9 protein-coding genes and 4 pseudogenes are annotated in these 12,511 nt (G+C 56.6%); 6 read left to right on the forward strand and 7 right to left on the reverse strand.

Annotation, left to right across the window (positions count from 1 at the left end):
* The first annotated feature begins 36 nt into the window (after window positions 1–36).
* On the forward strand, window positions 37–1,017 hold the full coding sequence (gene bhcD, locus ACR0LZ_RS15745) for an iminosuccinate reductase BhcD (protein WP_480750789.1): 981 nt from the start codon (window positions 37–39) through the stop codon (window positions 1,015–1,017).
* A gap of 269 nt (window positions 1,018–1,286) precedes the next feature.
* Window positions 1,287–2,080 (forward strand): annotated as a pseudogene (locus ACR0LZ_RS15750) (transposase); the annotation flags it as partial.
* Here ACR0LZ_RS15750 and ACR0LZ_RS15755 read toward each other — a convergent pair.
* A pseudogene (locus ACR0LZ_RS15755) lies at window positions 2,077–2,840 on the reverse strand (transposase); the annotation flags it as partial. The pseudogenes ACR0LZ_RS15750 and ACR0LZ_RS15755 sit on opposite strands and share 4 nt — an antisense overlap.
* 92 nt (window positions 2,841–2,932) lie before the next feature.
* Between ACR0LZ_RS15755 and ACR0LZ_RS15760 the strand changes: the two are divergent.
* Window positions 2,933–3,325, forward strand: a complete 393-nt coding sequence (locus ACR0LZ_RS15760; RefSeq protein WP_480750861.1) for a transposase — start codon at window positions 2,933–2,935, stop codon at window positions 3,323–3,325.
* Window positions 3,208–3,507 (forward strand): transposase, encoded by a 300-nt coding sequence (locus tag ACR0LZ_RS15765; RefSeq protein ID WP_480750790.1) that lies wholly within the window; start codon window positions 3,208–3,210, stop codon window positions 3,505–3,507. The genes ACR0LZ_RS15760 and ACR0LZ_RS15765 overlap by 118 nt, the downstream gene beginning before the upstream one ends.
* On the opposite strand, the gene ACR0LZ_RS15770 is transcribed toward ACR0LZ_RS15765, so the two are convergent.
* Window positions 3,464–3,931: a hypothetical protein gene (locus tag ACR0LZ_RS15770; RefSeq protein ID WP_480750791.1), complete on the reverse strand. Its 468-nt coding sequence runs from the start codon at window positions 3,929–3,931 to the stop codon at window positions 3,464–3,466. The genes ACR0LZ_RS15765 and ACR0LZ_RS15770 overlap by 44 nt on opposite strands.
* 62 nt (window positions 3,932–3,993) lie before the next feature.
* Here ACR0LZ_RS15770 and ACR0LZ_RS15775 point away from each other — a divergent pair.
* Window positions 3,994–4,161 (forward strand): annotated as a pseudogene (locus tag ACR0LZ_RS15775) (integrase core domain-containing protein); the annotation flags it as partial.
* 133 nt (window positions 4,162–4,294) lie between these two features.
* A pseudogene (locus ACR0LZ_RS15780) lies at window positions 4,295–4,408 on the forward strand (transposase); the annotation flags it as partial.
* Window positions 4,409–4,662: 254 nt separating this feature from the next.
* Here the strand turns inward: ACR0LZ_RS15780 and ACR0LZ_RS15785 are convergent.
* From ACR0LZ_RS15785 to tssK, 5 genes are all read right to left on the reverse strand, one after another.
* Entirely contained in the window at window positions 4,663–5,385 is a 723-nt protein-coding gene (locus ACR0LZ_RS15785; protein WP_480750792.1) for a PP2C family protein-serine/threonine phosphatase, read from the reverse strand.
* Complete coding sequence (tagF, locus tag ACR0LZ_RS15790) at window positions 5,382–6,068, reverse strand: type VI secretion system-associated protein TagF (RefSeq protein WP_480750793.1); 687 nt, start codon at window positions 6,066–6,068, stop codon at window positions 5,382–5,384. The genes ACR0LZ_RS15785 and tagF overlap by 4 nt, the downstream gene beginning before the upstream one ends.
* Window positions 6,068–9,637 (reverse strand): type VI secretion system membrane subunit TssM, encoded by a 3,570-nt coding sequence (gene tssM / locus ACR0LZ_RS15795; protein WP_480750794.1) that lies wholly within the window; start codon window positions 9,635–9,637, stop codon window positions 6,068–6,070. The genes tagF and tssM overlap by 1 nt, the downstream gene beginning before the upstream one ends.
* A complete protein-coding gene (gene tssL / locus ACR0LZ_RS15800) occupies window positions 9,637–11,076 on the reverse strand; it encodes a type VI secretion system protein TssL, long form (protein WP_480750795.1) in 1,440 nt (479 codons plus the stop codon). The genes tssM and tssL overlap by 1 nt, the downstream gene beginning before the upstream one ends.
* A gap of 94 nt (window positions 11,077–11,170) precedes the next feature.
* On the reverse strand, window positions 11,171–12,511 hold the full coding sequence (gene tssK / locus ACR0LZ_RS15805) for a type VI secretion system baseplate subunit TssK (RefSeq protein ID WP_480750796.1): 1,341 nt from the start codon (window positions 12,509–12,511) through the stop codon (window positions 11,171–11,173).

Here is a 12,511-nt window from a genome sequence, read left to right on the forward strand (position 1 = left end):
CACTGCGACCACAACAAAGAAAGCACGGTGACAGACATGACTGAAGAAACGGATGGCCTACTGATCGTAAGCGAAGCCTTGTGCGAAAAACTGGTTGGACGAAAACAGGCCTTTGACGCTGTCGAGGCGGTCTTCGCCGCTATGGCGCGTGGCGATGCGTATAACTTTCCTGTCGTCCGCGAGGCAATCGGCTATGCCGACGCGCTTTACGGCTTCAAATCCGGCTTTGATCGCGCCGGTATGGTGTTGGGCGTCAAGTCGGGCGGCTATTGGCCAAACAACATGGACAAGGGCCTGACCAATCACCAGTCCACCGTGTTCCTGTTCGACCCTGACACTGGGAAACTGGCGGCTCTGGTGGGCGGCAACTATCTCACGGCAGTCCGTACTGCGGCCTCATCCTCGATCTCGATCGCCCATTTGGCACGCGAGGATGCTAAAGTGTTGGGCATGGTCGGCGCGGGTCATCAATCCACCTTCCAGCTGCGCGCGGCGGCCGAACAACGCGATTTTGAAAAGGTCGTCGCTTGGAACCCGCATCCAGACATGCTGCCTCGCCTCGGGGCTGTCGCCGAGGAGCTTGGCATGGCGTTTGAAGTGGTTACACCAGAAGACTTGGGTGCACTGGCCGACGTCATCATCACCATTACGTCTGCTTTTGAGCCTTTGCTTATGAAAGACTGGATCAAACCCGGAACCCATATCGCCTGCATGGGTACCGACACCAAGGGCAAGCAAGAGGTCGATGCAAACCTCGTTGCCGCGTCCGCGGTTTTTACCGATGAAGTCGCTCAATCCGTGTCAATCGGTGAGGCGCAACACGCCACTGCCAACGGCCTGATTTCAGCGGATGATATCACTTCAATTGGTGCCGTAATCAATGGAGACCAACCAGGCCGAACCAGTGACGAGCAGATAACGTTGTTCGATGGTACGGGTGTCGGGCTGCAAGATCTCGCCGTAGCATCAGTCGCCGCTCGGCTGGCAAGGGAACAAGGGTTGGGGTTAGTTGCTTAGGAGGCCCGCTAGCTTCAGTGTGCTACCGTGGGATTTTCACAAACAGGCTAGCGGCTTGCACGGCCGAAAACTAGCATGACCGGTGTTTGTCCAGAGAATGAATTCAGATTCATGGTTTCGGTAAGATAGGACGCGTGGTTTCGCATGCGTGCAAATGGGGTGGATTCCGGTAGGGGGCAGGATTGTAGTGCTCTGCCTCCTGAAAACTGGATCGTTTGAAGCTGGGTTTTTCCGCTAGGTTTCCTTGGCTGGGAAAGGAGCGGAATCGCATGAAAGCATCGAAGTTCACGGAGGCGCAAAAGGCCTTCATTCTGAAGCAGGGCACGCCGGTCGCGGAGATCTGCCGCAAGGCCGGGATCAGTCAGGCGACGTATTTCAATTGGAAGAAGAAGTATGGCGGGCTGCTGCCGGACGAGATGCGTCGGTTGAAGGCGCTTGAGGATGACAACACCCGGCTGAAGAAGATCGTGGCCGATCTGACGCTTGACCGTGAGATGCTTCAGGACGTCATTCGGCGAAAGCTCTGAAGTCTGGTCGTTTGCGCGAGATCGTGACCAGGATGTGCGTCGACTGGGGCGTGTCGATCCGGAAGGCCTGTGGGGCCATCTGCTTCGACACCTCCACCTACCACTACGAGGCCCGGCGAACGGATCAGGCTGCCGTCGAGAGGCGGATCAAAGAGATCGCGGAGACGGGTGTGCGCTATGGTTACAGACGTGTGCACGTGCTGCTGCGACGCGAAGGATGGGTGATCAACATGAAGAAGACCCGCCGGATTTACAATGAGTTAGGCCTGCAGATGAGGAACAAGCACCCGAAACGACGGGTGAAGGCAAAGCTGCGGGAAGATCGCCAGGAAGCAGTCGGACCGAACGATGTCTGGGCAATGTACTTCGTGCACGACCAACTCGCCCTGGGCAACAAGCTGCGTATCCTGACCATTGTTGACACGCATTCCCGCCTCTGTGCGGCAGCCGATCCTCGCTTCACTTATCGGGGCGAAGATGTCGTGCAGACGCTCGAACGGGTCTGCGGGCAGATCGGCTATCCGAACACGATCAGGGCTCGAACAACTCGTTCTGCAGGCAGTGAAAAGTCGATCTCAATGCCCAACCCTTCGCGGTTGAAGTCGTCCAGAACGTTCAGCAGCCGGAATTGCGGTCCATCCCCCAGCCTGTCGGCCATAAAGTCCATCGACCAGAGCTCATTCGGGGGCCCAGGCACAGCCAGTTCGTCCGGCTTTTCCCGCTTCAGACGCTTGCGCGGCTTGATCCGCAGGTTCAGCTCCAGCTCGCGGTAGATCCGGTAAACCCGCTTGTGGTTCCACCTGTGCCCCTGCACGTTGCGCAGATACAAAAAACACAGGCCAAAGCCCCAAGTCTTATTTGCAGCCGTCAGGCCGAGGAGCAGGTCGGCGATTTGCTCGTTCTCCTCATCCAGCTTCGGGCTGTGCCTGTAGCACGTCTCGCTGACGCCGAACGCCCGGCACGCCAGCGCGATGCTGACCCCTTTCATCGCCACCGCTTTCACGGCCAACTCCCGGCGCTGAGCTGGCCGTATCATTTTTTTCCAACAGCCTCCTTCAGCAAGTCGTTCTGCATGCTGACGTCGGCGTACATGCGCTTCAGCCGACGGTTCTCCTCGGCCATGGCCTTCATCTCGCTGATGAGACTGGCGTCCATGCCGCCATACTTCGCCCGCCGCTTGTACAGCGTGGCACTGCTCATCCAGCGCTCGCGACAATGCTCGGCGGCAGGCACACCGCCCTCCATTTGGCGCAGCACACCCATGATCTGGGCCTCTGTGAATCGTGTCTTCTTCATCGGAATCTCCTCGTTCATCCTGCCGAGAAAATTCTACTTCCGCATCCCCTTAAGGTCGGGGGGGATTACCCATGCACAAGCTCAGAGAAGCAATGAAGGCGGAGACCCGGGACGTCCGTCTGGACGGCGAGGTCGAGGTTGATGGCGCCGTGTTCGGTGGTCATGTCCGGCCCGCCAATCTGCGGGAGGAGCGTGTCGACCGGCGGCGTCGCGCCAACCGGAGTGGGAAGCGCCGGGTGGTTGTCGTGCTCCGCCAGCGGGGCGGCCGAACTGTGACGAGAACCTTTCTTCGAGAGGCGCAGGGCGTCGAGTTCGCAAGGGAAAGGATCGCTCCAGATACCGTTGTCTCGACCGATGAAGTCGCGCATTGGGTCATCTGGAAACTGACTTTGACATGCAAAGGATCAATCATTCAGAGGGTTACAGCGTCGGAGGTGCTCATACCAACCTTGCCGAGAGCTTCTTCTCGCGGCTTAGACGGATGATTGGCGGACAGCATCTGAAGGTCGAAGGAAGGTATCTCGATGCATACGCGGCCCATGCAGCCTGGCTCGAGGATCATCGGGAGGAGAGCAATGGCCACCTGGCAGATTGCCTGATCGGCAGCGCGCTTGCATCGCCGGTCAGCGGGTCGTGGAAGGGGTATTGGCAACGACGCGCAGCGTGACGGCGTCGCCGGCACCCCAGACACACATACCTTTCTTCTTCTCGATCATCCTGACGAGCTTTCGTCGCTTGGCATGTCGCAGCGCCTGGACGACCTTGAAGACCACCGAGTTTCTGAGCGCAGTATCTGAGATGTCCAGGTTGCGCTCCACCATTACGCGCTCGGCAAGCTCTCTCGTGGTCAGCTCAACATCGACCCCGAGATGGCGGGCACAGATATCCGCGATCTCGCCCTTCTTGAAGAACCCATGGCTCACAATGTACCGGGCGCGCTGCCGTTCAGGTGCGGCGAACAGTTCAATCGTCGCGTTAACATGCGCCAGATCGTGCTTCGCATGTGCGAACTGCGCTTCGTATGCTTTAATCTGGCACAGTATCTCGGCCCGCTTCTCTGTCAGCGTGTGAACAATCAATGGTTTCGACATGCCGCCATTCCACACGAGATCTCGCCGGTCATCCAGATGGCATTTTGGTGCATTTGCTACCTAAGACCGAATGCCTGAACGCGCACTGGTCCATGAGTCTTGCGGATGCCCGTGAAATGCTGGAGGATTGGCGCAGGTACGACAACGAAGACGGACCCCACAGTGCGATCGGATATAACGTCCCGATCGCCATGCATTATCCCGATGGCGTCACCAGCCCACCATCGTGAAGGAGCCGGAAAAATCTAGCTTCCGGCGGTCCAAACTTGGGGAGCAGCGCAAATCAACGACGGTTTCTCCCAAAGACTGGATGAAAGTTGGGTCTCAGGTCAAGTTTGATGAACCCTTCGAAGGAGCAAATGAATTCGAAAAAGCGGTTTCAGCGAAGCGCAGATTATCGGGACGATCAAGGAACACGAGGCAGGCATGTCGACGGCGGAGGTGTGCCGTCGACACGGGCTTAGCAACTGTATTTTTCAAGCGATCTGAGCCGACCAGTTTTGCTGAGATTTGAGGAGTGCGTTCACGATTGGGCACGGGTTTTCCAGAAGAGGGCCCGAATCCGCGTACCGGTTTACAATGAGGCCTGCGAAAATCTTTCAGATTTGGCCCGAAACTTTTCGATGTGAGCTCGAGACAGAATTTTAAGACGCATAATCAACACATTGACGGCGAGCTTCAGTTGTGAGATCAAAACCTCAAAAGGTGTGCTTATTTTTTTGCTTTTAAAATCATTGAACCACATCTACCACAATAACCGAAATATTGTCGCTGCCGCCGCCATCCAGTGCCAGTTGCACCAAGCGATCCGATATGGTTTCGATCGGCATTTCCGACATGGCACGTTGCAACATCCCGAAAGTAGCGTATTTCGTCAATCCATCCGAGCACAACAAAAATCGGTCTCCGGGTTGCAGTGCGCCACGAAATTTATCGAGTTCCAGTTCTCCTCCAACTCCAACCGCCCGGGTAATGGCGTTGGACTGTGGATGATGTTCGGCTTCGTCCCATGTCATCTGACCGGCCAGAACCAACTCGGCCACAAAGGAGTGGTCGGATGTCAGCATCTGAATTTCACCATCGCGCATCAGGTAAATCCGACTGTCACCTGCCCACAAACCGACAAAATGCCCGTTGGCCATCATCAGAACAACCACTGTTGCCCCAATTGTCTGCCCACCGCGCTTCGAGGCTTCTTTTTGGATTGCCTCATGGGCCAGGCGCAGGATGTCACGAAGAGCATGCAGCTTGTCGGTTGGCGTCAGACCCGAAGGAATTGCGGCCACCATATCCGCAATCAGACGGCTGGCGTAATCGCCGGCAGCGTGGCCTCCCATGCCGTCCGAAACAAGCCAGATACCTTCATCCGGAAGCGCCAGAATCGAATCTTCGTTTACCTTTCGTCTCAGGCCGACATGCGTGCGTGCGTTGTAACGTACCCTGGAAAAAGTCATGTAGGTGGTGCCTCGGCCCAGATTTCGGCATGAAGATTGAACAAGCCTTGCATCTTTGGTCCGGACGGTAAACCTTCGCAGACCATCAGACGGGAACCGCCCTGAACGACTGTGCTCCAAATGCTCGGATTGCGAAAAGAATCCGACATTAGTCCCGAAGCTAGATCGGGCAAGCAACCATTTTGCCCGTTTTCCTGTCTCAGGATGATACAGTTGCCGGTTTTTTGTATGTTCGCGTTCTGTTGAGAGGATGGAACGGCTATTTCAGACAGGGCCTTGTCTAACCGATCACGAGACATGTCATCATCCAGCGCGTCCAATGCAACCCTCTCTAGGGCCTCGAATACACCGATATTGTTGAAATGGTCCAGAAAAGCACTGCTGCCGGAAACTACTGGAGCGGCGAGTGTCAGCGGAAAGCGGCGGCCCACCCGATCGACTGACGGCATCAGAACGCCCAGGACCTTTTGTGGACCAGCAAGTCCCGGTGACAGGCAGAACCGCCAGATCGGCGCGGACATGTAAAGCTCATTCCATCTTCCGGAATTCAACTCGGACCCCTGCAACAGACAGCGTTGCAACCATTCATCCCATTCGGCCACAAAAGACTGGGAAAGGCTGAGGCGAAAAAAGTCGCCAGCCGACGGCATCTTACCGAATGCTCCGAACCTCTGCCGCTGCATCAAAACGACTTGGGACAGCTGAATTTGGCAAGCGCTGGCAACGCAAAGGGATTGATCACCGATCCCGATTGTAGCTGGAAGATAGCAATCCGGCCTCCGACATTGAAAATGACTTTCTTGCGGTCGGATACGTTGGTTCGTCGCACTTCGGCCGCATCCAACAATCGAAACCACGCCCAGGGTCCATCACGGCTTAGTACGCTTTCGATGTTTTTCTTTTGCGGATCGAAACTGACCCGCGCAAGCCCAACAGGCCCCGGCCATGCCACGGCTAACGGTGATGGCAGCCCGCCGCGATGACGGAACTCCAGGGTTTGGCCGTCAATTTCCAAAGTCACACCTTTTGCCTTGGGATCGAGCGCTTCGGGCATGATCTGGAAGTTAATTGCCGGTTGCGGACCGTTTGCAAAGAACGCATCGCGGATTTCCGCTGCGTATTGCAGTTGTTGCAACACCGCCTGACTTATCCCGAGATCGGTCTGGTTCACGCCAGTTTTCCATGTCCAAGGCCGCGTGCGCATATCAACGTGCTTGATCAGGTTGTCGTTCATGAAGGCGTCGATCATCCCACCAGGCCCAAACAACTTGGCAAAATCGCCAATCGCAACGTCCGCACGCGCCCGACGGTCGAACGGGTAGCGGTTTTCCAGAACCTGCTCGCAAAACGGCAAAACATTAGCCTGCCACCGAGCATTGATCGATGCACGCGTGCTGTCCGTCGTGATGCCAGATGAGCCGTTGACAATCTGCGTAGCCCAACGTTCCATTGGCCCAGGAACACGCGCCGCTTCTTGCATGAAACGCTGCATGGCCTGCCCGCTTTCCGCTCCTGACACGCCGCTGAACGACATTTTGTTGAGGTCCTGGTACACGTCTGTCAACGAGCCCATCAGCATATCAAGTTGCGAAGGTTGCGCCTCGGGCCGTGCCGTCAACTGATGCAACCAGTCAAACCGGTCCTGAACATAGGTGCCGGGCGGCGCTATGGGTTGAGCCCCCTGCCCGGTCGCCGTTTTTGCCAGCGCCTCGAGCAAGATCTGGGTTTGCACCGAGGTATTGGCTTGCAGCTCAATTCCAGCCACGGTGGAGAGTTTGTTGCTGACCTCAGTGTCAGCCAATGCAGAGCGGTCTTCGGTGAGCCGTGTTTCGTCGGAAATCGCCATCAGGATATTCACAATCGGCGAAGTCGGTCCGGACAGGACATTTGTAACCTCGACGGCGTGACTGAGCGATTCCATTGGGATGATATCGATATCGCCCAAAATGGCGTCATACCGTGCAATGTAGTCGTTGTAATACAGGTCAAGAACATCACGGCTGAGCGCTGCAAGTGCGAGTTCCGTCTGTTCTGCTTCGCCACGCGGACCCAATACCCAGCTTTCCCGTTGAACACGCTTTGCGACGCCGACAGCTTCTCCCAAGAATACCCCGTTGAAGCCTTGATAGGTAAATATACCTTCGATCCCGGAGTTGAGCGGCTTTCCGGAACTGCGGACCAGAACACGTGTGACGGCAGGGCCGCCAACCTCGGTAAGCCGCCATTCTGGCAAAGCGGTTGAAGCAGGGCTGGCTATAATCCCATTATAAACCCTCTGGGCCAGCGGCATCTCGGACAGGATACCCTGAATCTGCTCTACCATTGGGCCGTTCAACGCAATTTCCTGCATGGGCTGACCAAGCAATGCGTCCAAATGGTCGTTCAAATCGGCTCGCAGTTGGTCGCGCGATGGCCCAGGATAGGAGACCGTCCAGTCGATATTCATCCACTCGCGAACCAGGTCCTTGTTCATCGGGCCTTGCAGCCCAAGCATCAGATAGACCTTGAGCGCTTCATAGAGGACATCCGGGTTGTTGATGTTGGCTGCCATCTGCTCTTCCAGCCGCAACAGCAACCTTGGCAAATAGCGCCGGTTCAGCGCGGCGCGATAAGTTTGTGCAGCCTGCGTGCCGATCACCTCACCCTGATACAGACCGTATGTCAGGCGGCGTTCGGGGTCGGGGTCATCAAGCACGGGATTGGCAGGCATGTCGCGAAGGTTGTTGAGCGCCTGCACTACGGGCACAAGATCGGTATCCCCGACCGGGCTGGGAGGAAGTGTTGCCGCGGCGGCCTGATAGGCGCTGACACTGTCCCGTGCCTCTGCTATCAGGTCGGCGTTGCCCAGATAGCTACGCACCAGCAAGGCACCAACACCGATTGCCGCCAAAATCGTGGCCGCGATAGAACCCCATTTGACGATTCTGTAACGGCGTTCAACCTTGTCGTCGGCAGATACCAGACCCGCCTCGCGAAAGATCACCGCTTCGAACAACCGGGTCAGGAAATAGGATCGTCCCGTCCCCTGTCCTGAACCGATGGCTTGCCGTCCGATACCAAACGTACGAGCCATGCCGAGCATCAGGCGGTCGATCGGTGTACCTTCCTGTGTACCCGATGTGAAGTACACCCCTCGCAACATATGGCGATGCTGGTATCGGCTTTCCTGGAAGACTTCGCTCAGAAAATCGCGGGCAACCTTGCGAACAGAGGCAACCTGAACCGGGAACCCGGCGACAAGCGCGCGGCGCTGGGGATCGGTCTCGGTCTGCATCCTCTCCAAGGACTGCGCATTTAGTTGCCCCAAGAGACCTGCAAACTCCTCATCAAACGCCGCAACCGGGGATTGTTCACCTTTGACCTTGTCCAGAGGCAGTGTGAAACCCCAGACCTGCTCGCGCTCTTCCTTGCCCAAATTGTCGAAGAATTCGGCGAAGCCCGCGATCAGATCAGCCTTGGTGAAAAGGACATAAACCGGGAAACGGACACCCAACGTCTCGCGCAATTCCTCTAGTCGACGTCGAACCGCCTTGGCATGTTCTTTTTGCGTCATCTCGTCCTGTAGTGACAGGTCGCTCAGGCTGATAGCGATCATCGCGCCGTTGATTGGCTGTCGCTTCCGGTACTTCTTGAGCAATCCAAGAAAACCGACCCAAGCCGCGTTGTCGACTTCGGCATCGCTTTCCTGGGTCGTATAGCGGCCGGCGGTGTCGATAAGGACCGCGTCTTCGGTGAACCACCAGTCACAGTTACGGGTTCCGCCCACGCCTCCGATTGCAGATTTACCCATTTCCCTGGCCAAAGGAAAACTCAGGCCGGAATTCACGATGGCAGTGGTTTTGCCTGCGCCCGGCGGCCCTATCATCACATACCAGGGCAATTCATTCAGATGTCTGCGCCCGTTCTTGGATTTGCGCAATTGGGACATCGCTGTCTTCAGCTTTGAGCGCAGTTCTGCGATTTCGGAGCCGATCATGTCGCCGGTTTCATCCACCGTTTCGACGATTTCCTCGGTCATCTTTTTTTCGCGACGGCGTCGAACGAAGAAAATGATCAACATTATCACAAAAAAGAAGCCGAAGATCGCGCCACCCCAGATCAAGCGGCCGCTCAAGCTGTCAAACGGGCGCCATTCGCCCCAACCAATCAAAGGGCCAAAATAGATCAGGCAACTTGCCAGCACGACCGCGACAAGCAGCAGGATGGTATAGATCGAACGGAACAGCGGCAGGATAAGTCGGTTGATAAGCATCAGTTCTGCTCCTGGACCAGCAAGACTTCGATTCTGCGGTTGGCCGCACGTCCTTCGCGGGTCGAGTTGTCTGCAATCGGCTCATTGTCTGCACGGCCTTCGGCACTAAGTCTTGATGGGTCGTTCAAGGCGTCAGCCATCTGCTGCATAACGGACTTGGCCCTTGCCAATGACAAATGCATGTTGGAGGGAAACCGTGAGGATCGGATTGGGACATTGTCTGAATGTCCCGCCACTATGACCGGCCCCGGTTCGTCGTTTAGCGCCTGAGCGACCCGATTGACGGGATCTACAAACGAATCCTGCAGCTGATCCGACCCTGACCCGAACATTCCCGACCCGGTGATCCTGATAACCAGTGTGTTGCCTGCTTCGAAGACCTTCACGATGCCCTCTTCAATTTCGGGCTGAAGGAACTGCGCCACTTTTTCAACTTTTGCTTGCTCAGGTGGCGGCGATGGAGGGGGAGGTGCTCGGCGTTGCAACTCGGCCACCGGTCCTGAATCTATCACCGAAAGTTGGCCTATCAGGTTTTCAGTCTTGGAAGACAGGGCATACGAAAGACCGGCAAATTCTAACACCAGCAAGACCGCAGTGACCCCCACCGCAATCCAGACGGGCTTCCATGCGCTGAGCGCGCGATATGGTTTGTCCGCACCTTCCCAATGCGGCGACAAATCGTATTCGAGCGGTCCTCGCTGGGCGCGGATAAGCCGAGCCAAACCTTGCCGGATCTGCAGATGTCTGTCGCTTCCCCCCTGCTCTACGCGAAGCCGCCCCTCGAACCCGAGGGACAGGCACATATAGACAAATTCCAGAAGTTCGATATTGGAGCCGGGCTCTTTCTCGAGGCGCGCCAGCAGGTCGTAGAAGCGATCACCGCCCACCGTTTCGCGGTGGAAGGTTCCAACAAGCGATTGCGTGGCCCAACTGGATTGCTCACCCCAAGGCGTGTTCAGGACCACATCATCCAGTGTCGCGCAGATAGCATACCGCGCTACCTTCACCGTCTGCGCCGCAATTCCGGCCTGAAGCGCCGCATTTTCAAAGGTGCGGACTTCGGACACCACGCTTTGTCGAAGTTTGTCCGGGTCCATGTGCTGTGCCCGGTTTCGTATGCGACTGATCAATGAAAACAAAGGTGTAGCACAAGCATTTAAGCGATTCATACCGGTCATGACGACAGGCTCCGCCGTAGGTGCGGATTGCTGCTGCTTAGTCCGCGACTGGGGAACGCCATATGCGCCGACGCCACCCGCGCCCGCCGTAGGTGCAGACGCCGGTTCAAGCGGTGGTGTTCCATACCCAGAAGGATCGCTGGCCTGAGGGGCTGCAGGCTGTTGCGAAGCGCTATGCACCGGGCGACGCCCGCCGGGGTTCGGGCGGATCACTGTTTTGTCGGTGTCGTTCGGTTCTGCGAACGGATCGTCATCTGACATTAAGTTACACCTGTTCTTTTCGAGCCTTGCTGGCCAGTCTGACCTAGCCGGAACACTCTATCAAATTAAAACAACGCGAACCCGGCTCATCGGCTCAGTGGTTGCGAATGGCCCAAAGCTCCATTGTCAGCCCCGGATACTGGCCTGAAACATGCACCGCGATGCCGCCTGATGTGGTCATCTTGCTCCAATACGGGCTGGCAGCATCCAGTTCGAAATAAACGACGCCGGAATGATACGGGATTTGCCGAGGCGCGACAGGCAAAGGTCTGAGCGTAATGCCGGGCAAGGCCGAGTTCACAAGCTGGCGGATTTCTTCGACCGGACCGGTCTTGGCCTGACCGGCAAAGTGACGGCGCACATCTTCTGCAGGAATGTCGGCGCTAACGGCAAGAACGAAACCTGCATTGCCGATCAATTTCCGGTCGGCGATGACACCAACACTTATACCATACTTCCGGGGTTCCAATGGGATCGAAATCGCGGTCTGTTCAAGAACGGAACTGAGATATTGCCGCAACATGCGGATCACCGGCGCGAACGTACCTGTCAGTTTGTCGTGCTGATAGGGACTGAATTGCGGTGCCTCCTTTTCAGAGCTCATGAAGGTTGCCAATTCACCCGCCAACGACGCACAAAGGCGAAAGGCCGTTTCAGGATGAACGTTTTCGATATCTGAAAAATGGCGAACTACCGGTAGCGCTCGGTTGATCGTCATCAGCAAAAGAAAATCTGAGATCTCTGCCGCACCCTTGGCGGGACCGCCCTCGGACAAGCGACCGGCAAGTGCTTGCATCCTGTGGGCAAGCATGCCCTCCAATTCATTCAGAAAACCGCTGAGTGCCGGGGCAGCCCGCACATCCAGACAGCTTGGTATGAAACCCCTATCAAGAATGATCTCACGATCCGGGCGCACCTCGATAATGCGGGCAATCGGAATGGCCAGACGATCCGCCAGATCATCGACTTCCAGCGCGAACTGTAAACGAAGCGTTCCCACACCGATCGTCACTGGCTTTTTCTGCTGGCTCATCACATCGGTGATTTCATGCTCGGTCGGACGCAGGCGGCTTGCCGATTGTTCCGCACCTGACAGGTCAACCTCGGATGCACCTTGACGGCGTTGCGGAACGGTCAGGTAAACCACGCAGTCCTTTATTGTTTCGGGAACTTCCAGCGCGGGCGGGTGGGTATCGGATTGCGGCATCCGGAAAACTGTCCCGTCCTGCGTCAGTCCTGAGCAGGACTTCAGTGCAATCTGACCAACTTTCAGGACCTCGTCATCAAGTTCCAGAGAACTGACGCCCCATGCATAAGGCGTGATCCGTCGGGCCAACCCCGCGACCAGCGCCTCGGTGTACCGGTCCGCCTGCTGGAAATGGTGAGGTTGCAAAAACAACCCCTCGGTCCAAAGTACCTTACTGTCCCAGGACAA

This window comes from Ruegeria sp. CI1 (assembly GCF_056536925.1).